Source organism: Mesorhizobium sp. B2-6-2, assembly GCF_006440615.1.
GTDB lineage: Bacteria > Pseudomonadota > Alphaproteobacteria > Rhizobiales > Rhizobiaceae > Mesorhizobium.
Genome location: NZ_VFUG01000006.1, coordinates 253,055 through 277,559, shown reverse-complemented (window position 1 = coordinate 277,559; position 24,505 = coordinate 253,055). Strand labels below are relative to the sequence as shown.

At 64.7% G+C, this 24,505-nt stretch carries 21 protein-coding genes; 10 read left to right on the top strand and 11 right to left on the bottom strand.

Annotated elements, in window-relative coordinates:
- The first annotated feature begins 180 nt into the window (after positions 1-180).
- Positions 181-804, top strand: a complete 624-nt coding sequence (locus FJ419_RS15720) for an FMN-binding negative transcriptional regulator (protein ID WP_140694724.1) — start codon at positions 181-183, stop codon at positions 802-804.
- Positions 805-853: 49 nt separating this feature from the next.
- Here the strand turns inward: FJ419_RS15720 and FJ419_RS15715 are convergent, their stop codons facing one another.
- The 7 genes from FJ419_RS15715 to FJ419_RS15685 form a co-directional block, all read right to left on the bottom strand.
- Complete coding sequence (locus tag FJ419_RS15715; protein ID WP_140546124.1) at positions 854-1,330, bottom strand: DUF4189 domain-containing protein; 477 nt, start codon at positions 1,328-1,330, stop codon at positions 854-856.
- Between the two features lie 49 nt (positions 1,331-1,379).
- Entirely contained in the window at positions 1,380-2,105 is a 726-nt protein-coding gene (locus tag FJ419_RS15710; RefSeq protein WP_140694720.1) for a hypothetical protein, read from the bottom strand.
- A gap of 12 nt (positions 2,106-2,117) precedes the next feature.
- Positions 2,118-2,690: an invasion associated locus B family protein gene (locus FJ419_RS15705; RefSeq protein WP_140694715.1), complete on the bottom strand. Its 573-nt coding sequence runs from the start codon at positions 2,688-2,690 to the stop codon at positions 2,118-2,120.
- 8 nt (positions 2,691-2,698) lie between these two features.
- Positions 2,699-6,400, bottom strand: a complete 3,702-nt coding sequence (locus FJ419_RS15700; RefSeq protein WP_246679215.1) for a YadA-like family protein — start codon at positions 6,398-6,400, stop codon at positions 2,699-2,701.
- Between the two features lie 98 nt (positions 6,401-6,498).
- Entirely contained in the window at positions 6,499-6,954 is a 456-nt protein-coding gene (locus tag FJ419_RS15695) for a hypothetical protein (RefSeq protein WP_140694709.1), read from the bottom strand.
- Between the two features lie 183 nt (positions 6,955-7,137).
- On the bottom strand, positions 7,138-7,566 hold the full coding sequence (locus FJ419_RS15690; RefSeq protein WP_246673616.1) for an AraC family transcriptional regulator: 429 nt from the start codon (positions 7,564-7,566) through the stop codon (positions 7,138-7,140).
- Positions 7,567-7,959: 393 nt separating this feature from the next.
- Positions 7,960-9,483 (bottom strand): helicase HerA-like C-terminal domain-containing protein, encoded by a 1,524-nt coding sequence (locus tag FJ419_RS15685; protein WP_140694706.1) that lies wholly within the window; start codon positions 9,481-9,483, stop codon positions 7,960-7,962.
- A 249-nt stretch (positions 9,484-9,732) separates the two neighbouring features.
- Here FJ419_RS15685 and FJ419_RS15680 point away from each other — a divergent pair, with 249 nt between their 5' ends.
- Positions 9,733-11,175, top strand: a complete 1,443-nt coding sequence (locus tag FJ419_RS15680; RefSeq protein WP_140694703.1) for a methylmalonyl-CoA mutase subunit beta — start codon at positions 9,733-9,735, stop codon at positions 11,173-11,175.
- Entirely contained in the window at positions 11,172-13,295 is a 2,124-nt protein-coding gene (gene scpA / locus FJ419_RS15675) for a methylmalonyl-CoA mutase (RefSeq protein WP_140694699.1), read from the top strand. Before FJ419_RS15680 ends, scpA begins: the two co-directional genes overlap by 4 nt.
- A gap of 310 nt (positions 13,296-13,605) precedes the next feature.
- On the opposite strand, the gene greA is transcribed toward scpA, so the two are convergent.
- Positions 13,606-14,088 (bottom strand): transcription elongation factor GreA, encoded by a 483-nt coding sequence (gene greA, locus FJ419_RS15665; RefSeq protein ID WP_140694696.1) that lies wholly within the window; start codon positions 14,086-14,088, stop codon positions 13,606-13,608.
- Between the two features lie 106 nt (positions 14,089-14,194).
- On the opposite strand from greA, the gene FJ419_RS15660 reads away from it, so the two are divergent.
- Positions 14,195-15,571: a TIGR03808 family TAT-translocated repetitive protein gene (locus tag FJ419_RS15660; protein WP_140694693.1), complete on the top strand. Its 1,377-nt coding sequence runs from the start codon at positions 14,195-14,197 to the stop codon at positions 15,569-15,571.
- Here the strand turns inward: FJ419_RS15660 and FJ419_RS15655 are convergent.
- Positions 15,568-16,380 (bottom strand): methyltransferase domain-containing protein, encoded by an 813-nt coding sequence (locus FJ419_RS15655; protein WP_140694690.1) that lies wholly within the window; start codon positions 16,378-16,380, stop codon positions 15,568-15,570. The genes FJ419_RS15660 and FJ419_RS15655 overlap by 4 nt on opposite strands.
- A 181-nt stretch (positions 16,381-16,561) precedes the next feature.
- On the opposite strand from FJ419_RS15655, the gene FJ419_RS15650 reads away from it, so the two are divergent.
- Positions 16,562-16,843, top strand: coding sequence for a DUF1778 domain-containing protein (locus FJ419_RS15650; RefSeq protein ID WP_140694687.1), 282 nt, complete (start codon positions 16,562-16,564; stop codon positions 16,841-16,843).
- Complete coding sequence (locus FJ419_RS15645; protein ID WP_140694684.1) at positions 16,843-17,322, top strand: GNAT family N-acetyltransferase; 480 nt, start codon at positions 16,843-16,845, stop codon at positions 17,320-17,322. Before FJ419_RS15650 ends, FJ419_RS15645 begins: the two co-directional genes overlap by 1 nt.
- Here FJ419_RS15645 and FJ419_RS15640 read toward each other — a convergent pair.
- Together FJ419_RS15640 and FJ419_RS15635 are read right to left on the bottom strand one after the other, a co-directional pair.
- Complete coding sequence (locus FJ419_RS15640) at positions 17,315-18,319, bottom strand: asparaginase (RefSeq protein ID WP_140694679.1); 1,005 nt, start codon at positions 18,317-18,319, stop codon at positions 17,315-17,317. The two genes, FJ419_RS15645 and FJ419_RS15640, sit on opposite strands and share 8 nt — an antisense overlap.
- Before the next feature lie 52 nt (positions 18,320-18,371).
- Positions 18,372-19,538: an acetyl-CoA acetyltransferase gene (locus FJ419_RS15635; RefSeq protein WP_140694675.1), complete on the bottom strand. Its 1,167-nt coding sequence runs from the start codon at positions 19,536-19,538 to the stop codon at positions 18,372-18,374.
- A 188-nt stretch (positions 19,539-19,726) separates the two neighbouring features.
- Between FJ419_RS15635 and betI the strand changes: the two genes are divergently transcribed.
- The 4 genes from betI to betA are packed head-to-tail and all read left to right on the top strand — an operon-like array spanning position 19,727 to position 24,489.
- Positions 19,727-20,317 (top strand): transcriptional regulator BetI, encoded by a 591-nt coding sequence (gene betI / locus FJ419_RS15630; RefSeq protein WP_140546056.1) that lies wholly within the window; start codon positions 19,727-19,729, stop codon positions 20,315-20,317.
- On the top strand, positions 20,314-21,843 hold the full coding sequence (betC, locus tag FJ419_RS15625) for a choline-sulfatase (protein ID WP_140694672.1): 1,530 nt from the start codon (positions 20,314-20,316) through the stop codon (positions 21,841-21,843). Before betI ends, betC begins: the two co-directional genes overlap by 4 nt.
- Positions 21,840-22,844 (top strand): threonine/serine dehydratase, encoded by a 1,005-nt coding sequence (locus FJ419_RS15620; RefSeq protein ID WP_181170710.1) that lies wholly within the window; start codon positions 21,840-21,842, stop codon positions 22,842-22,844. The genes betC and FJ419_RS15620 overlap by 4 nt, the downstream gene beginning before the upstream one ends.
- On the top strand, positions 22,837-24,489 hold the full coding sequence (gene betA, locus FJ419_RS15615; RefSeq protein WP_140694666.1) for a choline dehydrogenase: 1,653 nt from the start codon (positions 22,837-22,839) through the stop codon (positions 24,487-24,489). Before FJ419_RS15620 ends, betA begins: the two co-directional genes overlap by 8 nt.
- Positions 24,490-24,505 lie beyond the last annotated feature (16 nt).

The window sequence follows — 24,505 nt, the reverse complement described above, 5'->3', positions numbered from 1 at the left end:
TAAGCCGGCGGTGCTTGGCCAAATATAGCCAGCACCGCCACCGGGACTGCGGTGAAAATCCATCATCCCGGCAGCCCGCATCGACACGCCATGCCGTGCGGCTGGACCATACAAACTTTCAGCGGCGGATGTTCTAAGCTGGCCGGACTTCAGGCATTTTATGCTGCAAGGAGTCTTGCCATGTACACACCACCCGCCTTTCGCGACGACGATCGTGAGAGCCTCAGGGCCACGATCCGCGCGGCGCGGCTGTCAATTCTGGTGACCGCCACGGCCGATGGGCCGCTGGCGACGCATCTGCCGCTTTTGCTCGATGAGAACGAAGGTGAGCATGGGGTGATCTACGGGCACGTCGCAAAGGCAAACCCGCAGTGGCACGTGCCGCCGCTGGGCGACGGCCTGGCGATCTTCATGGGCCCGGATGCCTATGTGACGCCGGCTTGGTACCAGACCAAGCAGGAGACCGGGAAGGTCGTCCCGACCTGGAACTATGTCGCCGTCCACGCCCATGGTCCTGTCGAATTCTTCGAGGACGCCGACAGGCTGCTCGAGGTCGTGACCCGCCTGACCAACCTGCATGAAGGCGAGCGCGCCGCGCCCTGGGCGGTGTCGGACGCGCCGGCGGATTTCATCCAATCGCAGTTGAAGGGCATTGTCGGCCTGCGCATGCCGATTACAAAGCTCGAAGGCAAGCGCAAGATGAGCCAGAACCGCAACGCCGCCGATCGCGCCGGTGTCGTGTCCGGCCTCTCATCTAGCGACCGGCCTTCAGACCGCGAGGTTGCGCCGCTCATTCCGGGGTGAACGGCGCGACGTCGGCCAACCGCCGCGGCTGCTTGAGTTCCGCAGCAAGTCAGGTGCAGACCCACTCGCGGATCTTGCACTCCTTGCTCTCGCCTCCGCACTGGGCTGTCGCCTTCTCCTCGGCTTCGCGGCGGGTCGCGGCCGATGCTGCACTCCAGAACGGCGTCGCCGCGCCACGGCTCTTGCCTACCGAGAGCGCCGCGCAGTGCTCATAGGGAAAGCCGGTGCCGTCATCATCGTCCCAATGGCGATGGTTGCGGAACACTTCAACCACCCGGCAGCCCTTGCCATCCGCATTCTCGCAATGCTTAAGCGCGATGTCTTCCGCTTCCTGCCGCTTGTCGGCGCCCCAGAAAAAGCCGTGACGGCCGTCGCCCGGCGAGTAGGCGATCGCGCCCCAGATGCCCTTTTCCTCGCCGGTCTGCGCCGGCGGCGACGGGGCGATCAGGTCAGCCGCGTTGCTCGCAATCGTAAGCCCGGCGAGCGCCGCAAGCAGCGGGATCGAAAGGCGGGGATTGATCAGCATCTTCGTGCTCCAGTTGCAGCTATTCAGCAATCGACTGTCATGCCCGGCTCTAGCCGCCCATGCGCGCGACCGAGACGACGATGCAAGTGTTGCCGGTTGGGACCAGCAGCGCTTGGCCGGCATTGTCGGCCAGGTTGAAAAGCATCGTGTTCGAAAGATTGTCCGCCAGCAGGCTGCCCTTCGGGAGCGTTCCGGCGACTTCCTGGCAAGAGCGCGGGAATGGCGCCACGCGCATGAAGCCACCCTCGCAGCTCTGGCCGACAGGCGAGGCAAAAACGACGCCCGCGGCCTGCGACTTGTAGTCCGGCAGGTTGTAGCTCATCCCGGCGACGGCCTGCACGGCATGGATGTCGGGTGAGGTTTTGTCCCATTGCGTCTGGATCGCATAGGTCGACCCGGCAGTCAGAGCCTGCCCCATCGCGGCAAAGAGATTGGCGCAGGTGCGGACACCTGCCTGCGCGACATGCGCCTGAAACGGATTCTTGTTTGCCGAGGCGTCGGCCGGCGCGGGCACGGCTTCGGCCGGCTTGCCCTGCATGGGCGCCTGCGCCTGCGCGGAGGCGGTGCCAGCGACGAATGTCCCAAGCGCGGGATAGAGACGGAACGACAGGACCACCGCCGCCGCGACCAAGACCGCGAACGCGCCGAGCAGCGCCGCGTTTCGCGCCAGGCGCCACCCTGGCGAGCGCTGTGGTGGTGGACTTGCCGGCGGTTCCGGCAGCGCGACCGGCTGGGAGTGCGTCAGGATTCTGTCCTCGATGGATTGGCGTGTCATCTCAAAGTCTTTCTAGTTGATGGCCGACAGCGCGGTCTTGAGTCCCTTGAACGGGGCATCGAGGCTGACGGTCGCTCCCGACGGCAGCGAATAGGAAACCTGGACCGTGGTCTCCTTGCCGATCTGCTCGCGAAGCACCGGGCCGACGGGCACATAGCCGACGCAGACCGACGCGTCGCAACCCTGCAGTTGAACGTCGACCGGCTGTTTGCGGCCGGCAAGTCTCAGCGAAAGCTTGCTGTCCTCACCCGCCGCGCTCGGGGTTCGCAAAATCATGAAGGGCTTGCCCTTGTCGTCGGCCGCCAGCGACCAGCTGAAGATTAGCGCCTGGCCCTGGTCGATGAAGGACTGACTGATGTTGCAGACCTTCTTCCTGGCCTGCAGGTTCTCGTCGCAGATCAGCGTCCAGTTCTCGAACGGACGGGTGGTGCGCTGATAGTCGCCAAGCTTCACGCCCGCGGGCACTGCGACGTCGGAAGGTTTTATCCGATAGGCAGGCTGGGCCGCCTGCTGCCCGGCCGCGTGCGGGCCGGACAGAAGGAGGCAAGTCCCGGATATTACGGCAAGGACCGTCTGCCTGATCATTAACGGACTCAGTTCAGGGTGAAGCTGACGCCCGCGCCGACACCCCAGTGCCCGCCGGCCGTCGTGCCCGAGACGTTCGCTCTCGCCCGGCCGTCCTCGCTGGTGTAACCGGCGCCGAAAGCCACGGCGCCTTCGCCGCGCCAGTAGCCGCCGCCGGCCGCCACGCTCAACTTGCCCGGACGGTCGTCGTAGCGCAGCGAGGCGGCCGCAAGGCCGATCGCGGCGGCCTGGCGCGCCTCGCCCCGAGCCTCGCCCATATCCATGTTGAGCTGGCTGAGCTTGGAGTCGGTGTAGGCATTGGCCTGCTGCAGCGTGGTGGCCGCCACCTGGTTGGTGTACGCCTTGGAGTTGTCGAACGTTGTCGCCAGCCCGTTGTTGAACTGCAGCACGTTGACTGCATCGGTATCGGCGGTGCCGGCGCCGACATTGTGGATGACAACAGGCGCATTCACGTCGCCGCCGACAAGCGTCAGCGAATTGGACTTGGTGCCGTCCGGGTTCTTGTCATACTGGACGGCGAATTCAGTCAGATTGCCGACACTTCCCTGCACTGCTTCGACAGCCTGATTGGTGGCGTAGAGCTGGCTGCCGTTGATGGCGTCGGTCGACGTCTGGCTGATCCGGCCCGCCGCCACATTGGTGACGGTGCGCTCCTTGCCGACATCGCCCACGCTCACCGTGCTCGTCGGAGCGGTTCCGGCGAAGGTGTAGTTGACGCCGTTGATCGTCGTGCCGGTGGTAGCTACCGCCGCGGCGGTCGTCGAACCCGCGCCGAGAGCAACACTGCCCGGCTCGTTGGCCGTGGCTCCGGCGCCGAGTGCCATGGACTGGGCGCCGTTGGCGGTCGAGTTGGTGCCAAAGGCGATGCTGTCGGCCTGGTTGGATGTCGCGTTCTGGCCGATCGCGATGCCGCCCGGCGCCGTTTGCTGGACGATGGCGCCGTTGCCCATGCCGATGCCGTTGTCGCCGTTGACGGTGGTGCGCGGGCCGATCGCGACCGACTCGGCGCCGACAGCCAGCGAGTCCGGAGCGGTCGAATTGGCGTGGAAGTACATGGTCCCCGTTACCGCAAAGGAGCTCAGCGCGCCCTTCAGCTGGCGAAGCGTGACTGCGTCCTGGTCCTGCGTGCCATCGGCCACGTTGATGATCTGGCGATAGGCGGTGGATGTACCCACCGAGACGGCGCCGAGCAGGCTCATGTCCGTGGTGTTGTAAGGAATGAGGCCGGTGCCGGAGAGGATCGATCCCGACACGGGCGCGACCGCACGGTCAGACACGGAGCCGGAGCCCAGCGCCACGCCGTCGGCGATGGTGACCGCGGTGCCACGGCCGAGGGCCAGGGAATTGGCGGCGGACGCCGTCGCCTGGTAGCCGAGCGCCGAGGAGCCAACCCCTTGCGCGAAGGCGTCGGTAATCGGGAGCGTGGTGTCGTTGGTGCGGACATAGCGGATGCCGTCGCCATTGGCGTCGGTGTAGGCAGTCGAGGTGTCGCCGGCAAAATTGTTGATCGTGTTGCCGAGAGTGGTGATGTCGGCGGTGTTGGCGGCGATGTCGGTGGTGTTCTGCGTCACCTGCTGGTTGGTCGCGAAGAGCTGCGAGCCGTTGATTGCGTCGGTCGAGGAGTTGCTCAACCGCCCGGCCGCGACGTTCTGGATCTGGCGCTCCGCGCCCACCGAGCCGACCGAGAATGCGCCCGCCGGGGTTCCGCCGGCGAAGGTGTAGTTGACGCCGCCGATGGTCGTCCCGCCGACCACCGTCGTGGTGCCGGATACGGAGTTCAGGCCGATCGCCACGTCGCCGGCATTGTTGGCCACGGCATTGGGGCCGATCGCGACCGAATCCGTCCCCAGAGCCTGGGAGTCGGGCAGCGTCGAATTGGCATGGAAATACTTGATCCCGGCACCGGTGTTGATGTTGGTGATCGTATTGCCGATGTTGGCGATATCGGTCGTGTTCTGCGTCACCTGCTGATTGGTGGCGAAAAGCTGCGAGCCGTTGACTGCGTCGGTCGAACCGCCGCTGAGCCGCCCTGCGGCGAGGTTGGTGAGGGTCCGCTCGGCGCCCGGCGCGCCGATGCTGACGGTCGAGGACGGCGTCGTGCCGGCGAAGGCGTAGGTCGTGGTTCCGATCGTCGCGCTGGCCGTGCCGACGGCCACGTCGGTCACCGAGCCCGAGCCCAGCGCCACGTCGCCGGAACTCGCCGCAGCGGTCGCGCCGTCGCCCAGCGCGACATTGCCGGCCAGGCCGGCAGCACCCGCGGTGGAACCGTTGCCCAGCGCCACGGAGCCTTGCCCGATCGCCTTGTTGTTGTTGCCGATCGCCACTGCGCCGGCGGCCTGGTTGGCGGCGGTGGCGCTGGCCGTGCCGTCGCTGTTGGCGATGTTGTTGGCGCCGCCGGTGAAGGCGCCGGTGCCGCTGGCATAGCTCGGGTCGCCGATCGAGACCGCGCCGTTGCCAAAGGCGGTGTTGTTCGCGCCGATGGAGACTGCCTGGCCGCCAGTCGCGACCGCGTTGGTGCCCATGGCCACCGCGTTGGTGGCGTCGGCCTTGGCATTGTTGCCGACAGCGATGGCGCTCTGCGCCGACGCATTGGCGCCGATGCCGAGCGCGGTGCTGGCTACCCCACCGGCGCTGGCGCTGACGCCGGCAGCAAGCGAATTGTCTCCCGTCGCCTTGGATCCAGATCCAAACGAGGAGGCATTTGCGCCGCTGGCAACGGCGGTGTTGCCAACTGCCGTGCTGGCGGCGCCGCTCGCAACGGAGGTGGTCCCCATCGCGACAGCGAAAGCGCCGGAAGAGAGGGAATTGGTGCCGATCGCGATGCTGTTGGGCAGCGCCGTGTTGGCCTGAAGGCCTGCCTGTGCACCCAGGCCGAGTGCAATGGACTGGTTGCCCCAAGCGCTGGCCGTGTTGCCCAGCGCGGTAGCACTCGTTCCCGTTGCCTTGGTCAGGATGCCTATGGCAACCGTGTTTTGCTGAGACGCCGTCACATCCGTGCCAAGGGCGATGGCGCCCTGCGCAGTAGCGCCCGCTCCCGCAAGAGTGCGCCCGCCGATATTGATGGAGTTGATCTGTGTAGCGACCGACTGGAAGCCGATCGCGATGGCATTCTGGTTGCTTGCAACGGCGGAAGTACCTTGAGCAAAGGCGTCTATTCCCGACGCGACCGATGAAGTGCCAATCGCGGTACTGCGCTGCCCGGTGGCTTGGGTCCCCCAGCCGCCGGCGAAGGAGGTGGCGCCGCTGGCCAAGGAACTGACGCCGACGGCGGTGGCGTTGCCACCCGAAGCTACGGAGAAGGTTCCCAGAGCGCTGGCACCCGCGGCGGTTGCACTGGAGCTGACACCGATCGCTACCGTATTGACGTTGTTCGAGATTGTGCCGGAGCCCAGCGCCACCGCGCCGCCGGGGCCGGTGGCCGACGCGGTTCGGCCGATAGCGACAGAGTATTGCGCGGTCGATTGAGCCTGGAAGCCGAGCGCTATGGCCCAGTTGAGGCTGGCGGTTGAGCCATTTCCGATCGCTATGGTCTCGGGAGCGGTCGCGGACCCGCCGCCAGCGGCATATTGCGCTTGCGCCGGCGCCGCGAACAGGAACAAAGCGGCGGCCGATGCAATATACCCAAGGCTTGCGCCGACGCCGAGCTTGCCGAGCCCACGTCCCTTGCGTCGCATGCCGAGCACGCGATGCGCATTGCGAAGCGCCGCCATCAGGCGACGACGGAGCGAGCGGCTATCGGCCGCGCCTGAGACCCAGTTTCCAGCAAATCGGGCCGATCCGCGCCGAATGATCCGTTCTTGCCTGAAGTTCATTGCGAGAATGCCTCCTTTGGTGGGTCGCGCTCGATAACGGCAGGTTCCGCCGACCCTGCCGCCAAAGCGTGTCTGCTCGAAAATGGGATGATCACGTCGGCGCCGCGCGCGAGCAGCGCGTGGCCCTGTTTTTCCCCGATCGCCTCGACGCGATCGAGCGTGTTCTCAAGCCAGGCGTCACCCGGATCGGGCACAGCCTGGAGTGCCGCCGCAACCCGCTCCGGCGGGATCAGCCGCTCGAGATAGGAGCGCACCGCCGCCAGATGGACAGCGGGCGCGTCATGCGCGTGAACGACGGTCGTGAGGCCGTAGAGATAATGGGCCAGCAGCATGTCCTGCTTGGCCAGGGGCACGCCATCTCCATAGCGCTTCTCAAGCGTCCTCGATGCCGACTCCAGCCAGTAACCGATCTCCTCGGAAAGGCTGCGGCGGATCGCCGTGTCGTCGCTCATGTCCCCTCGGCTAGCTAGAATCCGAATACCGGATTTGCTGCAGAAAGACAGGTTTTCAGGGCTTCGTATTCCAACAAATTGCTGTTTATCTGAAAATATACCGTAGATCTTCCATAGGTTAACGCAAAATTACTTTAGTAATACCTTTTATAAGCCGACCCATGGATAACCGCCGCCGGGAAATCAGCTCTGCCTACCGGCCCGCGATCGAACCAACCTCTCCCGCACCTGCAACGGCGTCACGTCGCGATATTTCTTCATCGTGGTGGTGAGGTGGCTCTGGCTCGAGAAGCCGCTCAGATAGGCGATGTCGGTGATTGACATGCGCCTGTCGGCCAGCAGCTTCTCGGCAAAGTCGAGGCGAAGGGCAAGAACATATTGATGCGGCGTCACGCCGAACGTCTTGGAGAAAGCGCGGGCGAAATGGTAGGCCGACAACCCGCACACAGCCGCCATCTCGGCGAGCGAAAGCTTGCGCGAAAAGTTCTCGCTCAGGAATTGCGCCACGAGGCGAGCGTGACCGAGCGACAGCCCACCTTTCGCGTTCAGCAGTGGCCGCCTTTCAGCAGGAATTTCCGAATACCAAGCTTGCAGATCGTCGTCGCGCCGCAACTTGGACTCCTGATGCTCAGCCCTCCGCAGCTTCGGCCCAACCTGAGCGGGCGCTTTTGGTTCCCTGGTCACAATAATTCGTGATCGCACGTGCTGTCGGCGTCATCCAGTTTGCCCCCCGGCAACAGCACGTCAAAGGCCATGATTTGGCGCGTCCGGTATTTCAGGAAATTGCGGTTCCGTCGGGAAAAGTTCCGTAGCGAAATGTTTAGCTGCCACTGATGCGGCTCACCCATCGACGGGTAAGATTTGATCCTCGCGAGGTAACGAGGACGGCTCTCAGGGGCGGCACATACGGTGACGGATTCGCGCGACGGCAAGCGGGTCTCGCCCGATATCAAAGGTTGCGAGGCGTGGTTCGCGTCGCGCCGAGCGCGGTGCCGCCTCTTTGCTTCAGCGGCCTCGCGCCAGGCTGCCCAAAATCCCGCGCACGATGGCGCGACCGACGGACGAGCCGACCGAGCGCACCACCGACTTGATGGCGGCTTCGGCAACCGTCTGGCGGTTTGAGGACCGCCGGTTGCCTGTCCCCAGAACATCGTCGAAACCCGGAATGGTCCAGCGCGAACCGCCGCTGTTCTGCTGCTGTGCCTGCGCCTCGGCGTCCTGCGCCTCCTTGGCCTTTTTCTGCAGCATTTCGAAGGCCGATTCGCGATCGACGGCCTCGTCATACTGGCCGGCGACTGGGCTCTCGGCGATGATCTTGCGGCGCTCGTCGGGCGTGATCGGTCCGAGCCGCGATGACGGCGGCCGGATCAGCGTACGCTGGACCATGGCCGGCACGCCCTTGTCCTCCAGCATAGAGACCAGCGCCTCACCGGTGGCGAGCTGGGTGATGGCGGTGGCGCAATCGAAATCGGGATTGGGCCGGAAGGTTTCGGCAGCGGTGCGCACCGCCTGCTGCTCGCGCGGCGTATAGGCGCGCAGCGCATGCTGGACGCGATTGCCGAGCTGGGCCAGCACCTTTTCCGGAATATCCAGCGGGTTCTGGGTGACGAAATAGACGCCGACGCCCTTGGAGCGGATCAGCCGCACCACCTGTTCGACGCGATCGATCAGCACCTTCGGCGCGTCCTCGAACAAAAGATGCGCCTCGTCGAAGAAGAACACCAGCTTCGGCCGGTCGAGATCGCCGACCTCGGGCAGTTCCTCGAACAGCTCCGACATCAGCCAGAGCAGGAAGGTGGCGTAGAGCCTGGGGTTCATCATCAATTTGTCGGCCGCCAGAACGCTGATCGCGCCGCGGCCGTCGCGCGTGGTGCGCATGATGTCGGCAATGCGCAGCGCCGGCTCGCCGAAGAAGTTCGCCGCGCCTTGGGTCTCCAGCACGAGCAGCGTGCGCTGGATGGCGCCAACCGAAGGCTTTGTGACATTGCCGTAGCGCGCGCTGAGCTGGTCGGCGCGATCGGCCATGTTGGCAAGCAGCGCCTGCAGGTCCTTGAGATCGAGCAGCAGCAGGCCTTCCTCGTCGGCGATGCGGAAGGCGATGTTCATGACGCCCTCCTGCGCTTCCGTGAGGTTCATCAGCCGCGACAATAGCAGCGGCCCCATCTCTGAAATGGTAGCGCGGATCGGATGGCCCTGCTCGCCGAACAGGTCCCAGAAGATGACCGGGAATTCCTGGAATTGATAAGGATCGAGCTTCACCTGCTCGGCGCGCTTGACCAGGAAATCCTTGGCCTCGCCCATCATGGATATGCCGGAAAGGTCACCCTTGATATCGGCGCAGAAGACAGGCACGCCGGCGTTGGAAAAGCCCTCGGCCAGGATCTGCAGGCTGACGGTCTTGCCGGTGCCCGTGGCCCCGGTGACGAGGCCGTGGCGGTTGCCGTAGCGCAGCAGCAGCTCTTCGGCGCGCTGATAGGAATCGTCGGGCTTGCGGCTGGCGCCGATGAAGATGCTGGTCTCGTCAACCATGTCCGGTCTCCGCAATTTGTTCCGCTCAAAGGCCTCACCCGAGGTATAGTAACGCGGGTCGCATGCGGCAATGCCCAGTCTCGATTTTGCGGCGCAGCGAATTTGGCCTTTGGCGCTTGCGGATTCGGCGCATGTTTGGCAATCGATTGGCTGGCCGAGAGAACCCGGCCGGATGATGCATTGTGATATCCGGTTCCTGACCTTAGATTGGCCGGACCCGGATGATGCGGCCGAGAAGCGAGGAGAGCGATGGGCGCCGGCGCCTTGACTAGGGATGTCGACTTTCCGAACCCGGACGCCAAGCGTTGGCGGGCGCTGGCGGAAAAGGCGCTTGCCGGCGGTTCCTTCGAGGAGAAGCTCGTCTCCCACACCGATGACGGCATCCGCATCGAGCCGCTCAGCCAAAGTTCGACGACCGCCGAGCCGTTGCCGCGCACGAATCCGACCGCGCCCTGGATCGTCAGCCAGCGCGTCGACGACCCGGACGTCGCCCGAGCCAGTGTGCAAGCCCTGGAAGACATCGCCCAAGGCGCCACCGGCCTGTCGCTTGTCTTCGAAGGTGCGCCGAATGCCTTCGGCTACGGCTTGCCGCGCACCGCGGAGGCGCTGGAGAGAGTGCTCGACGGCGTGCCGCTCAACCGCGTGCAGGTGCGCATCGACGCGCACCCCTGGAGCCGTGCCGTGGCCGACTGGCTGCTGGCTTTTCTCAGCCGCCGCCGCTCCGATCCGGCCAAGCTCAACCTTTCCTTCGGCATCGACCCGGCAGCGATCTTCGCCGGAACCGGGCGGCTGCGCACCTCGATCGAGGCGCTGCAGGAATCGATGCCGCAGTCGCTGGCGCATTTCTTCTCGATGGGTGTGCCGGGGGTGCTGCTCGAGGCCGACGGCCGCGTCTTCCATAATGCCGGCGCCACCGAGGCGCAGGAGCTCGGCTCGATGATGGCCTCCGTCGTGTCCTATCTCAGGATGTTCGAGAAGGCGCGCCAGCCGCTGGTCTATGCGGCGCCCTATATTGGCTTCGCGCTCAGCGTCGACCAGGACCAGTTCCTGTCGATGGCCAAGGTGCGGGCGTTGCGCAAGCTCTGGGCGCGGGTCCAGGAAGCCTGCTCCATCCCGGCCTCGACCGCCAGCATCCATGCCGAGACCTCGTATCGCATGATGACGATGGCCGACCCGGAGACCAATATATTGCGCACGGCGATCGCGGCCTTCGCGGCGGCAACCGGCGGCGCCGATTCGATCTCGATCCTGCCGCACACCATCGCGCACGGGCTGCCGGCCGGCTTTGCCCGCCGCGTCGCCCGCAACGCGCAGCTGATCATGGCCGAGGAGAGCCACATCGGCCATGTCGCCGACCCGGCCTGCGGCTCCGGTTCGGTCGAGGCGCTGACCAACGATCTCTGCGCCGCGGCCTGGGAAGAATTCCAGCGCATCGAGGCCGAGGGCGGCGTGCTCGCCAGCCTGCAGCAGGGCTATATCCAGAACCGCGTGCAGACGGCCGCCGCCAAGCGCAACGCCGCCTATCGGTCGGGCGAGCGCGGCATTGTCGGCACGACGCTTTACCGCGTCGGCAGCGAACGTCCTGTCGAGACTCTACCGCGGGAACGGCGTCCAGCCCTGACCGAAGGCGTGGCGACCTGCGAGCCGCTGTTTCCGGTGCGCATCGATCAGTCGATCGGAGCCGGATCATGATCCCGGATTTCAGCCAGATCGGCTGGTCGGAGCCGCGTCGCGCGCCGGTCGAGCTCAGAGGCCAGCGGATGACGCCGGAAGGCATCGCCGTAAAGCATATTTACGGCCAAGGCGATCTCAAGGGTCTTGCCAATCTCGACACCTATCCCGGCCTGCCGCCCTTCATGCGCGGCCCCTACCCGACCATGTATGTCCAGCAGCCCTGGACGATCCGGCAATATGCGGGCTTCTCGACAGCCGAGGAATCCAACGCCTTCTACCGACGCAACCTCGCGGCCGGCCAGAAAGGCCTGTCGGTCGCCTTCGATCTCGCCACGCATCGCGGCTATGACAGCGACCATCCGCGCGTCGCCGGCGATGTCGGCATGGCGGGCGTGGCAATCGATTCCATCCTCGACATGCGGCAGTTGTTCGACGGCATTCCGCTCAACGAGATGACGGTGTCGATGACGATGAACGGCGCCGTGCTGCCGATCATGGCGCTGTACATCGTGGCGGCGGAGGAACAGGGGGGCGCCCAGAACGATCTCACTGGCACCATTCAGAACGACATTCTGAAGGAATTCATGGTCCGCAACACCTACATCTATCCGCCGAAACCTTCGATGCGGATCGTGTCGGACATCTTCGCCTACACCTCCAGGCATATGCCGAAGTTCAACTCGATCTCGATCTCCGGCTACCACATGCAGGAAGCCGGCGCGACGGCCGATCTGGAGCTTGCCTACACCATCGCCGACGGCATCGAATATGCCCGCGCCGGCGTCGCCGCCGGCCTCGACATCGACCGTTTCGCGCCGCGCCTGTCCTTCTTCTGGGCGATCGGCATGAACTTCTTCATGGAGGTAGCCAAGCTCAGGGCCGCAAGGCTGCTGTGGTCGAACCTGATGAAGAAGAATTTTGCGCCGAAGGACGAGCGCTCGCTGTCGCTGCGCACCCATTGCCAGACCTCGGGCTGGTCGCTGACGGCGCAGGATCCCTACAACAACATCACCCGCACGATGATCGAGGCAATGGCGGCGACGCAGGGGCACACCCAGTCGCTGCACACCAATTCCTTCGACGAAGCGATGGCGCTGCCGACCGACCATTCGGCGCGGATCGCGCGCAACACGCAGCTCATCCTGCAGAAGGAATCCGGCACCACGCGCATAATCGATCCGTGGGGCGGCTCGGCCTATGTCGAGCGGCTGACGCATGATCTGGCGGCGCGCGCGCTCGCCCATATCGAGGAGGTGGAAAGCCTCGGCGGCATGGCGGCGGCGATAGAGAAAGGCATCCCGAAGCTGCGCATCGAGGAGGCGGCCGCGCGTACCCAGGCGCGCATCGATTCCGGCGAGCAGGTGCTGGTCGGCGTCAACGCGCACCGGCCTGAAGCGGACATCGAGGTCGATGTGCTGAAGATCGACAATGTCGAGGTGAAGGCCAGGCAATTGGCGAAGCTGCAGCGGCTGAAAGGCACGCGCGACGTCGTGGCGCTGGAGGATGCGCTGGCGGCGCTGACCCGTGCCGCCGAGGGCGACGAGAACCTGCTCGAATTCGCGGTCCGCGCGGCGCGCGCTAACGCTACCGTCGGCGAGATTTCGCTGGCGCTGGAAAAAGTATTCGGCCGCCACACGGCGGCGGTGCAGACGATCTCCGGCGTCTATCGCGAGGCGCTCGGCGACAACCCGGCGCTTGAGCGGCTGCAGGAGAAGATCGAAGCCTTCGAAAAGAAATCCGGCGGTAAGCCGCGCATCCTGGTGGCCAAGATGGGACAGGACGGCCATGATCGCGGCCAGAAGGTGATCGCCAGCGCGTTCGCCGATCTGGGCTTCGACGTGACCGTCGGGCCGATGTTCCAGACGCCGGACGAGATTGCGAAGCTCGCGGTGCAGCACGATGTCGACATCATCGGCGCGTCGTCGCTCGCGGCCGGGCACCTGACGCTGATCCCCGAACTCAAGGAAGCGCTGAAGAAGCTCGGCCATGGCGACATGCTGATCGTCGCCGGCGGCGTCATCCCGCCACAAGACTACGACGCGGTGCTGGCCGCAGGCGCGGCGGAGATCTTCCCGCCGGGGACCGTCATCCCTGAAGCGGCCAACCGGCTGATGGATCGGTTGTTGACCGATCAGTGAGGGCTTGCTGATTTGGCCAAAAGGCCGTTCTATGGAAATATATGCAACCATGGCGCGACGATGTTCAAGACAACCATCCATAGGCTTGAGGACGGATCGGGGGCCTTGCTACTGCCACGCGAAATGCTTGACAGCTTGAACCTCCAGGTCGGCGATGAGTTCCAGATCGTCGAAACCGACGACGGCGTCATTCTAAGGCCAATCTAAGGCCAATCCGCCACGACAACTACAAACGGCAAATGAACGCTGCTCGCGATGTCGTGGACAAATACGAAGCTGGGTTGCAGCAGCTGGCAAGTAGGCTTGGCTGCTAGTTCTCGGCCTTGTCCGAGAGCTTGACGATTTCCCATTCCTTGCCGTTCACGATGACGATCTCGCCGATCTTCTTGCCGAAGAGGGCCACGGCCATCGGCGAGACATGGGAAATGCTGCCCTTCGAGGGATCGGCCTCGTCCTCGCCGACGATGCGCCAATGCACCTTCTTGTCGTCATCGCCTTCCAGGGTGACGCCCATGCCGAAGCGCACCACGTCGCTGCCCGGCTCCGGCACCGAAAGCTCGGCGCTTTCGCGTCGCGCGGTCCAGTAGCGCAGGTCGCGCGACACGACAGCGAGGCGTTCGCGGTCGCCGCGCCTTTCAGCCTTGGCCATCAGGTCGCGTAGCTCGGCGAGGTTGTCCTCGATCATCGCAAGGCCGCGCTCCGTCACAAGATTGCGGTGCGTGCTGACCGGACGTTCGCCGACGCCGGCAATGGCGTTTTCGCTGTCTTCTTCGCGCGTGAAAGCTCTGCTCATGCGGTGAACTTAGGCTTGGCGAGGCGACTGCACAAGCGGTTTGCCGATGAGCCCGCCTTGGCACGATTCCTGCGACAGACAGGGCGAAACGCCAGGACCTGTGCCGATGTTGAACAGACGAACGCTGCTTGCCCGGACCGCCGGCTTCGCCGTCGCCGGCATCGTTGCCGGCAAGGCATCGGCCAAGTCGCTGCCGGGCATCGAGATGGCCGCGATGCGCGGCTCGATCAACGCCACCGAGATCGGCGTGCAGCCGGGCGCGGTCGACGACCAGAGCAAGGCTTTCGCCAAGATGCTGACCGAGGCCAGTGACCGCGACCAGCCGATATTCCTGCCGCCCGGCAGCTATCTCGTCTCAAACCTGAAGCTGCCCGCACGCGTGCGCCTGTCGGGCGTGCCCGGCGCGACGCGCATCATCTATGGCGGCAACGGCCATCTGATGATGGCCGAACAAGCCGAGCACATCGAGCTCAGCGGCCTGGTGCTCGACGGCGCCAACCGCTGGCTGGCCGATTACGCGCAAGGGCTGCTCGACCTGCGCCGTGTCGCGCACTTGGTCATCGACAATTGCCAGGTGACCGGCAGCGGCAAGAACGGGCTGGCGCTCGAGCATGCCGTCGGCCGCGTCGGCCGCTCCGATATTTCGGGTGCTGCAGATGCCGGCATCTATTCAGTCGAGGCCGGCGGGCTGGAGATTTCCGGCAATACGGTGTCCGATTGCGCCAATGGCGGCATCCTGGTGCATCGCTGGCAGGCGGCGGAGGACGGCACCATCGTCAGCGGCAATCGTGTCCAGCGCATCGGCGCGCGCAGCGGCGGCACCGGGCAGAACGGCAACGGCATCAATGCCTTCCGCGCCGGCAACGTCATCATCTCCGGCAACGTCGTCTCCGACTGTGCTTTCACCGCGGTCCGCGCCAACAGCTCAAGCAATTTGCAGATCACCGGCAACACCTGCTCGCGCTCGGGCGAGACCGGAATCTATTCGGAATTCTCCTTCGAAGGCGCGATCATCAGCAACAATCTGGTCGACGGCGCCGCCAACGGCATCTCGATCGTCAACTTCAACGAAGGCGGGCGGATGGCCGTCTGCTCGAACAATATAGTGCGCAACCTCTCGATCACCGGCCCCTACACCGCCGACCCGCCCGGCTTCGGCGTCGGCATCAGCGCCGAGGCCGACACGACAGTTTCCGGCAATGTCGTCGAGAACGCACCGCTCTATGGCATGCAGCTCGGCTGGGGCCCCTATCTGCGCAATGTCGTGGCGACAGGCAACATCATCCGCAAGGCGGGCACCGGCATCGTCGTTTCGGTCGTCGAGGGTTCCGGCAGCGCCGTCATCTCCGACAACGTTATCGACAGCGCGAAAAACGGCGCCATCATCGGCCAGCGCTGGGCCGATCCGGTGACAGGGGACCTCACCCAGTCAACCGATAGCGGCTACGCGCATCTCACCGTCGAGCGCAACAAGGTCAGCTAGATCGAGGCCACGATAATGTGCGCCTGGATCTTGGCGGCAATTTCGCCGCTGCCATGTCTGTCGGCAATCGCGGCTTCGGCGTAGTCGGTCGCGGACGCCAACCGTCCGGCCTCCCTCGCCTCGATCTCGTTGCGAAGCAGGGTCCCCTGACAATAGGCAACGGCCGGAACGCGCGGCGAGGATGCGCGGCTCTGCTCGGCTCTGGTGTCGATCGTCACCTCTGAAAACCCCGCGGCTTCGAGATCGCGGCGGATCAGGTCCTTGTCGTGGTAGCCGTGCGGCGTGCGCGCCAGGAAGCGCGGCGGATCATGCGGAAAGATCCTGGCGAGAGCATTCGTCACGTCGTCGGCGAATATATTCTCCTCGATGCGATCCCACACGCTGAACAGGAAATGTCCGCCGGGCTTCAGAACCCGCTTTGCCTCGCGATAGGCAGCGGAACGGTCGGGAAAGAACATGGCGCCGAACTGACAACAGACGAGGTCGAAGGCGGCATCCTCGAAAGGCAGATTCAGGGCATCCGCCTGGCGCCAGGTAACGCGGCTGTCGGGCCCCTGGCGCGAAGCCGCATAATCGAGCATCGGCTGATTGAGGTCTGTTACGATGTAGCTGGCACCAGGAGAGAGTTTCGGCGCCAAGGCACGGGTGACGGCCCCGGTGCCCGCGGCGGTTTCCAAAATGGCCAAGGGTGAGAAGGTTGCCGCCCGTTGCGCGGTCTCCGCGGCATAGGCCTCGAAAATCAACGGCACCATATGGCGATCGTAATTTTCCGGGATCGACCCGGCAAACACCTTGTCCGCTTCCAGCATAGCCAGCGCCCAGCATCCGATTGATGGTAAGGGAGACTAACAGAAACATGAACTCGCTGCTGTTCGGTTTTGCGTAGAACCGGTGCTGTCCAGGTCGCCAGCGATGAAAATTGGCAATCTCAGGTTTAGATACACATTGTGTATGCAAAATGCTATATCGGTGATGGAAGGATACATCGCCATGACCACCAAAAACGAGGACACCCGCGCCAAGCCCGTCAATTTGCGCATTCGCGAGGATATCCGCATCCTGATCGACCGCGCCGCGAAGATACGGGGGAAAACCCGCTCCGATTTCATGATCGACGCCGCCTACCGTGCAGCCGAAGACACGCTGCTCGACCAGACGCTCGTCAAGGTCGATGCCGAAAGCTATCAGCACTATCTCGATATCCTCGACCAGCCGCCGAGCGGCGAGGGATTCGCCCGCCTGATGAATGCGCCCAAACCTTGGCGGGACTGATGCTTTCGGCTCCAGCCCTTTTAGCCGATGCGCACGAACTCGACCTTTTTCAAAGCGGGACCGACAGCCTGGATCAGTGGCTTCGACGGCGGGCGCGCGCCAATCAAGTCAGCGGTGCGTCCAGAACCTATGTGGTTGCGGAAGGGACGCTCGTCGTCGGTTACTACTGCCTTTCATCGGGCGGACTTGACCTGGCGGATGCGCCTGGTTCGATCCGCCGCAATATGCCCGATCCCGTGCCTGTGGCTGTGCTTGGCCGTTTGGCTGTCGATGCGAACTGGCAAGGCAAGGGTCTGGGCGTCGCTCTGCTGCAGGACGCGGTGCTGCGGACAGGCCAGGCGGCAGCCATTCTCGGCATTCGCGGTCTCCTGGTTCATGCCATATCGGATGAAGCCAAGACATTTTATGAGCGCTATGGCTTTCAGGCTTCGCCAAAGAATCCGATGACTTTGGTGCTGTCGCTGAAGACGGCTAGTTGAGCGCCGCCGTCGGCCGAAGCAAGCCGACCTTGGCACCTATGCGGCTTTCGATTGCGGGATGGGCGAGCTCGGCGAGACGTGTCGCTACCGCCTCATCGTCGCGGAGCAACTTTGCCAGCACCGCGGCGATCATCACTTCGGCCCCTCTGCCCGCGCCGTCATCGCATTTCAAGGCAATGCCGAGGCCAAGGTCGGGCAATGCCGCGCAATAGACGCCTTCGGCGCCGGTCTTGACGAAGATGCGACCGGGTGCCGCCTGCATCAGCGCGACGTCGGCCCTGCCGGTGCCCGCGACCAGGAACGGCTCGGCCATGCAGGCCGAAAGCAGCCGCTTCGCCGCCTTGGCGCGCGCGGGCGCAAGGCCCCTGCCCGTCGCCATACGGGCAAAGCCCTGAGCAAAATTCTTCAACGGCACGGCGTAGGTCGGGATCGAGCAGCCGTCGATGCCGCAATGGTCGACGTCATGCGCCGCGCCCGTCACGGACTGCATGGCGTCGCGGACCATCTCCTGCAAAGCGTGGCCGGCCTTGACATAGCCGGCGTGGGAAATGCCGGCATGCACGCAGGTGCAGAGGAAGCCGGAATGCTTGCCGGAGCAGTTGTTGTGCAAGGCGTTCGGCACGTTGCCGGCTCGAGCGAGCGCGATGGTGGCCTCATGGCTCGAGGGCCAGTGCGCACCGCATTCCAGCGCCTTCCTGTCGAGGCCCGCCCTGGCGAGCATCGCCGTGGCCAGCTCGACATGGGCCGGCTCGCCCGAATGCGAGGCGCAGGCCAGCGCCAGCTCGCGGTTGCCGAAGCCGTAGGCATCGGCGGCACCCGATTCCACCAGCGGCAATGCCTGGATTGCTTTCACCGCCGAGCGCGGGAACACCGGGCGGTCCGTATCGCCGATCTCCCAAACGGCCTTGCCGTCGGCGTCGAAAATGGAAACCGCGCCGCGGTGCCCGCTTTCGACCACAGCGCCGCGCGTGACCTCGACCAGAACCGGATTTGTCATGTTGCCTCCCGCACGCGCCGCCCAAGGAGGGCGCGCTTGATGCGGGCCGCTTCTACCTGATCCGGTCGAGGATGGAAACGTAGTTGGCGACGGCCGCGCCGCCCATATTGAAGATGCCGCCGAGTTTTGCGCCCGGCACCTGGATGCCGCCGGCTTCGCCGGTGAGCTGCATGGCTGTCAGCACATGCATCGAGACACCGGTAGCACCGATCGGGTGGCCCTTGGCCTTCAGGCCGCCGGACGGATTGACCGGCAGGCGCCCGTCCTTTGCCGTCGTGCCGTCCAGCGCCAGCTTGGCGCCCTCTCCTGGCTTGGCGAGCCCCATCGCTTCGTATTCGATCAGCTCCGCGATGGTGAAGCAGTCATGTGTCTCGACGAAGGAGAGGTCGTCGAGCGTCACGCCGGCCTTCTTCAGCGCCTGCTCCCAGGCGCGCTCGCAACCCTCGAAGGAGAGGATGTCGCGCTTCGACATCGGCAGGAAATCCTGGACATGCTCGTTGGCGCGGAAAGTCACGGCGCGGCGCATCTTCAGCGCCGTCGCCGTGTCGGTGAGAACGAGCGCCGCGGCGCCGTCGGAGACCAGCGAGCAATCGGTGCGCTTCAGCGGACCGGCGACGAACGGGTTCTTCTCGCTCTCCTGGCGGCAGAACTCGTAGCCGAAATCCTTGCGTATCTGGGCATAGGGATTGTCGACGCCATTCCGGTGGTTCTTGGCGGCTATCATGGCAAGTGCGTCCGATTGGTCGCCATAGCGCTGGAAATAGGCCTGCGCGATCTTGCCGAAGACGCCGGCGAAGCCTGCCGGCGTGTCGCCATCTTCCGGCAGATAGGATGCCTTGAGGAGATTCTTGCCGATCTCGGGTCCGGGCGTGGTCGTCATCTGCTCGGCGCCGACCACCAGCACGATGCGAGCGGCGTTGGCGTCGATCGCGCGGATGCCTTGACGGACGGCGGCCGAGCCGGTGGCGCAGGCGTTCTCGACGCGCGTCGCCGGCTTGAAGCGCAGCCGGTCATCGGCCTGGAGCACGAGGCTTGCGGTGAAATCCTGCGGCGAGAAGCCGGCGTTGAAATGGCCAAGCACGATCTCGTCGACATCGTCCGGGCCGATGCCGGCATGATCGAGCGCCTCGACGGCGACCTTGGTGATCAGGCCCTCCAGCGTCTCGCCTTCGAGCTTGCCGAAGCGCGAATGCGCCCAGCCGACGATGCATGCGGTCATGGCAACCTCCATCTGCGCCGCAGACTAGCACGATCGCGCGCGGCACGTGATTCAATATTGTTCAATAATGAACCGTTTCCAGCCCCCATGCCATGAGCCAGAACGACACGATCGGTTGATCCCGGAGTCGATTTTTATTGATTGACGCGTCAATAAAAAATAACCTTGGCTCGAACCGGACCGCCAAAATGCCCAAAATCGGAATGGAGCCAGTGCGCCGCAAGGCGCTGATCGACGCGACGATCTCGGCGATCGGCGAGCGCGGATCGCTGGACGTGACGATGTCGGAGATCGCCGGGCGCGCCGGGGTGTCGTCGGCGCTGGCGCATCACTATTTCGGCGCCAAGGACGAGCTGCTCTTCGCAACGATGCGGCACATCCTCGCCGAGCTCAACACCGACACAAGGCGCGCGTTCGGTCTTGCCGCGACGCCGCGCCAGCGCGTCTCGGCCGTCGTCGCCGTCAGCTTTTCCGACGAGCAGTTCCAGCCACAGATCATCGCCGCCTGGCTCGCCTTCTATGTCGAGGCGCAGAAATCGACTGAGCTGCGGCGGCTGCTGCGCATCTATGCGCGGCGGCTCCATTCGAACCTGATGAGCGGGCTGACCGGCATCCTGCCTCGGATCGAGGCCGACCGCGTGGCGGAAGCGACCGCTGCACTGATAGACGGGCTTTATATCCGCCGCGCGCTGAAGGACGGCGTGCCGGACGCGCAGACCGCGATCGCGCTCGTGGAAGACTATCTCGAAACCAAGCTCAATGGACGGAGCCTGCCTTGACCACCCGGCGACCCAATTTCCTGATCGTCATGGTCGATCAGCTCAACGGCACGTTCTTTCCGGACGGCCCGGCGGACTTCCTGCATGCCCCGCACCTGAAGGCGCTTGCCGCGCGCTCGGCGCGCTTCGCCAACAATTACACCGCCTCGCCGCTCTGCGCGCCTGGCCGCGCTTCGTTCATGAGCGGGCAATTGCCGTCGCGCACAGGGGTCTATGACAACGCCGCCGAGTTCACGTCTTCCATTCCGACCTTCGCCCACCATCTGCGCGCCGCCGGCTATTATACCTGCCTGTCCGGCAAGATGCACTTCGTCGGGCCCGACCAGTTGCACGGTTTCGAGGAGCGGCTGACCACCGACATCTATCCCGCCGATTTCGGTTGGACGCCGGACTACCGCAAGCCCGGCGAGCGGATCGACTGGTGGTATCACAATCTGGGTTCGGTCACCGGTGCCGGCGTCGCCGAGATCACCAACCAAATGGAGTATGACGACGAGGTCGTGTTCCTGGCCACGCAAAAGCTCTACCAGCTATCGCGCGAGCAGGACGATGCGGGTCACCGTCCCTGGTGCCTTACCGTTTCGCTGTCGCATCCGCACGACCCCTATGTGGCGCGCAAGCAGTATTGGGATCTCTACGAGAACTGCCAGGCGCTCGATCCTGAAACCCCGTTCATACCGCATGACGAGCAGGATGCGCATTCGCAACGGCTCTACCGCGCCAGCGACTATCAGGCCTTCGAGATCACGCCAGAACAGGTGCGCCGTTCCCGACGCGGCTATTTCGCCAACATCTCCTATGTCGACAACAAGCTCGGCGAAATTCTGGACGTCCTCAAGCGTACCCGCATGCTCGAGGACACCACTGTCCTGTTCTGTTCGGATCACGGCGACATGCTGGGCGAGCGCGGCCTGTGGTTCAAGATGAGCTTCTTCGAGGGATCTGCCCGCGTGCCGCTGATGATCTCCGGCAAGGGCGTTCCGGCCGGGCTGATCAAGGCGCCGGTTTCCAATCTCGACGTGACGCCGACGCTCTGCGACCTCGCCGGCATCGACATTGCCGCGATCGAACCGTGGACCGACGGTCAGTCGCTGCTGCCGCTCATCGACGGGAAGGCCCGCGCCGCTCCGGTGCTGATGGAGTATGCGGCCGAAGGGTCCTACGCGCCGCTGGTCGCGGTGCGCGACGGCAAATACAAATTCGTCCATTGCGAGCTCGACGCGCCGCAACTGTTCGATCTCGATACCGATCCGCTCGAGCGTGACAACCTCGCCGACGATCCGGCGAACGCAGTCCTGGTGGCGGCGTTCATGGACAAGGTCAGGGCCCGCTGGGACATGACCGCCTTCGACGCCGCCGTGCGCGAAAGCCAGGCGCGCCGCTGGGTCGTCTATCCGGCGCTGCGCAACGGCGCCTACTACCCGTGGGATTTCCAGCCTCTGCAGAAGGCGTCGGAACGCTACATGCGCAACCACATGAACCTCGACAATCTCGAAGAGAGCAAACGCTATCCGAGAGGCGAATGATGGCTGACGTTCTCGTTCCCACCCTCGACCATCTGAAACAGGCCTATGCGGTCACCTCGACGGCCACGCAGGTGACGCCGCTGCTGGAGTCGGCGGCGCTCGCAAAAGAGACGGGCGCAGCGCGGGTCTTCGTCAAGCCGGAGTCGCTGCAATGGGCCGGCTCCTTCAAGGTGCGCGGCGCCTATTGGCGGTTGAACCGGCTTTCGCCGGATGAAGCGAAAAAGGGGGTCGTCGCCTATTCCTCCGGCAATTTCGCGCAAGGGCTGGCGGCGGCCGGCCAGGCGCTGGGCATTCCCGTCACCATCGTCATGCCGATCGACGCGCCCGCCGCCAAGCGCGACGCGACCGCCGGTTATGGCGCGCGCGTGGTGCTGACGGATCATGGCGAACGGGCCCGCGAGGAAGTTGCGGCTGCAAAGGCGCGCGAGATCGCCGAGAGCGAGCACCTCACCTTGCTGCATCCCTTCGACGATCCTGAGATCGTCGCCGGCCAGGCCGGCGCGGGACTGGAAGCGCTCGACCAGCTGGCAATGAAGAAGGCGCATGCAGACCTGGTATTCTGCTCGGTCGGCGGCGGCGGGTTGATCGGCGGTGTTTCGCTGGCCTTCCACTATCTGTCGCGCAACACCGAGATCATCGCCGTCGAGCCGGAAGGTTTCAACGGCATGGGCTCGTCGCTGGCGCATGGCGCGATCGAGACCATGCCGATCGGGCCGAAATCGATCTGCGACGGGCTGATGGCGCGCAAGCCCGGCGACGCGCCCTTCGCGGCGGTGCGCGCGGCCGGCGTGCGCGGCGTCACCGTCGACGACGCCTCGGTGCGGTGGGCGATGAAGATCGCCTTCGAGCGGATGAAGCTGGTGCTGGAGCCTTCGGGCGCGGCATCGCTCGCGGCGCTGCTCGGCGGCAAGGTGGATGTGAAGGACAAGACCGTCCTTGTGGTTGCAACCGGCGGCAATGTCTCGCTCGCCGACTTTATGGCGCATGTGAACAATGCTTGAAGCGGATTTCGTCATCATCGGCTCCGGCTCAGCCGGCTCGGCCATGGCCTACAGGCTATCGGAAGACGGCAAGCACTCGGTGATCGTCATCGAGTTCGGCGGCACCGATATGGGGCCGCTGATCCAGATGCCGTCGGCGCTGTCGATCCCGCTCAATATGAGCCTCTACGACTGGGGGTTCGCCAGCGAGCCGGAGCCGCATCTCGGCGGGCGCGTGCTGGCCACCCCGCGCGGCAAGGTGCTCGGCGGCTCGTCCTCGATCAACGGCATGGTCTATGTGCGCGGACATGCGCATGACTTCGACCACTGGGCCGAACAGGGCGCCGCAGGCTGGGCGTTCGCCGACGTGCTTCCCTATTTCAAGCGCATGGAGGATTGCGACGGCGGCGAGGACGGCTGGCGGGGCAAAGGCGGACCATTGCATGTGCAGCGCGGCACGCGGAAAAATCCGCTCTACGGCGCCTTCGTCGAGGCGGGCCGCCAGGCCGGTTTCGAGCTCACCGACGACTATAACGGCTCCAAGCAGGAAGGTTTCGGGCCGATGGAACAGACCATCCTGGGCGGCCGCCGCTGGTCGGCGGCGAACGCCTATTTGAAGCCGGCTCTCAGACGCGGAAATGTCAGGCTGCTCAAGGGTTTCGCCCGGCGCGTGGTGATCGAGAATCAACGCGCGATCGGCGTCGAGATCGAAGCTGATAGAAAGATTCAGGTCGTTAAGGCGCGGCGTGAGGTGATCGTCGCGGCGTCGTCGATCAATTCGCCGAAGATCCTGATGCTGTCAGGCGTCGGCCCGGGCGCGCATCTCCAGGAAAACGGCATCCAGGTGGTTGCCGACCGGCCGGGCGTCGGCGCCAATCTGCAGGACCATCTGGAGCTCTATATCCAGCAGGAATCGACCAAGCCGATCACGCTGAACTCGGTGCTCAATCCTTTCTCGAAGGCGCTGATCGGCGCGCAATGGCTGTTCTTCAAGACCGGCCTTGGCGCCACCAATCATTTCGAGGCGGCAGCCTTCGTGCGTTCGCAGGCCGGCGTCGACTACCCCGATATCCAGTATCACTTCATCCCGGCGGCCGTGCGCTATGACGGCAAGTCGGCGGCGAAGTCGCACGGCTTCCAGGCGCATGTCGGCCCGATGCGCTCGAAGTCCCGCGGATCGGTCAGCCTGCGCTCGCCCGAGCCGAAGGCCAAGCCGGTTATCCGCTTCAACTATATGTCGCATCCGGACGACTGGAGCGAGTTCCGCCACTGCGTCCGGCTGACGCGCGAGATCTTCGGCCAGAAGGCCTTCGACGGCTTTCGCGGCAAGGAGATTTCACCGGGCAGCCATGTGCAGTCGGACGACGAGCTCGACGCCTTCATCCGCGACCATGCCGAGAGCGCGTACCACCCCTGCGGCACCTGCAGGATGGGCCGCGCCGACGACTTGACTGCCGTCGTGGATCCGGAATGCCGGGTGATCGGCGTCGAGGGGCTGCGCGTCGCCGACTCCTCGATCTTTCCGCGGGTGACCAACGGCAACCTCAACGCGCCCTCGATCATGACCGGCGAAAAGGCATCCGACCACATCCTTGGCCGAACGCCGCTGGCGCCATCCAACCAGGAACCGTGGATCAATCCGCGCTGGCAGGTGGCGGACCGATAGGGCATTGTCGGACAGA

Bases quoted from the DNA above. Each gene is read 5' to 3' on its own strand.
- FJ419_RS15720 (WP_140694724.1), top strand. From the start codon at position 181: ATGTACACACCACCCGCCTTTCGCGACGACGATCGTGAGAGCCTCAGG.
- FJ419_RS15715 (WP_140546124.1), bottom strand. From the start codon at position 1,330: ATGCTGATCAATCCCCGCCTTTCGATCCCGCTGCTTGCGGCGCTCGCC.
- FJ419_RS15710 (WP_140694720.1), bottom strand. From the start codon at position 2,105: ATGACACGCCAATCCATCGAGGACAGAATCCTGACGCACTCCCAGCCG.
- FJ419_RS15705 (WP_140694715.1), bottom strand. From the start codon at position 2,690: ATGATCAGGCAGACGGTCCTTGCCGTAATATCCGGGACTTGCCTCCTT.
- FJ419_RS15700 (WP_246679215.1), bottom strand. From the start codon at position 6,400: ATGGCGGCGCTTCGCAATGCGCATCGCGTGCTCGGCATGCGACGCAAG.
- FJ419_RS15695 (WP_140694709.1), bottom strand. From the start codon at position 6,954: ATGAGCGACGACACGGCGATCCGCCGCAGCCTTTCCGAGGAGATCGGT.
- FJ419_RS15685 (WP_140694706.1), bottom strand. From the start codon at position 9,483: ATGGTTGACGAGACCAGCATCTTCATCGGCGCCAGCCGCAAGCCCGAC.
- FJ419_RS15680 (WP_140694703.1), top strand. From the start codon at position 9,733: ATGGGCGCCGGCGCCTTGACTAGGGATGTCGACTTTCCGAACCCGGAC.
- scpA (WP_140694699.1), top strand. From the start codon at position 11,172: ATGATCCCGGATTTCAGCCAGATCGGCTGGTCGGAGCCGCGTCGCGCG.
- greA (WP_140694696.1), bottom strand. From the start codon at position 14,088: ATGAGCAGAGCTTTCACGCGCGAAGAAGACAGCGAAAACGCCATTGCC.
- FJ419_RS15660 (WP_140694693.1), top strand. From the start codon at position 14,195: ATGTTGAACAGACGAACGCTGCTTGCCCGGACCGCCGGCTTCGCCGTC.
- FJ419_RS15655 (WP_140694690.1), bottom strand. From the start codon at position 16,380: ATGCTGGAAGCGGACAAGGTGTTTGCCGGGTCGATCCCGGAAAATTAC.
- FJ419_RS15650 (WP_140694687.1), top strand. From the start codon at position 16,562: ATGACCACCAAAAACGAGGACACCCGCGCCAAGCCCGTCAATTTGCGC.
- FJ419_RS15645 (WP_140694684.1), top strand. From the start codon at position 16,843: ATGCTTTCGGCTCCAGCCCTTTTAGCCGATGCGCACGAACTCGACCTT.
- FJ419_RS15640 (WP_140694679.1), bottom strand. From the start codon at position 18,319: ATGACAAATCCGGTTCTGGTCGAGGTCACGCGCGGCGCTGTGGTCGAA.
- FJ419_RS15635 (WP_140694675.1), bottom strand. From the start codon at position 19,538: ATGACCGCATGCATCGTCGGCTGGGCGCATTCGCGCTTCGGCAAGCTC.
- betI (WP_140546056.1), top strand. From the start codon at position 19,727: ATGCCCAAAATCGGAATGGAGCCAGTGCGCCGCAAGGCGCTGATCGAC.
- FJ419_RS15620 (WP_181170710.1), top strand. From the start codon at position 21,840: ATGATGGCTGACGTTCTCGTTCCCACCCTCGACCATCTGAAACAGGCC.
- betA (WP_140694666.1), top strand. From the start codon at position 22,837: ATGCTTGAAGCGGATTTCGTCATCATCGGCTCCGGCTCAGCCGGCTCG.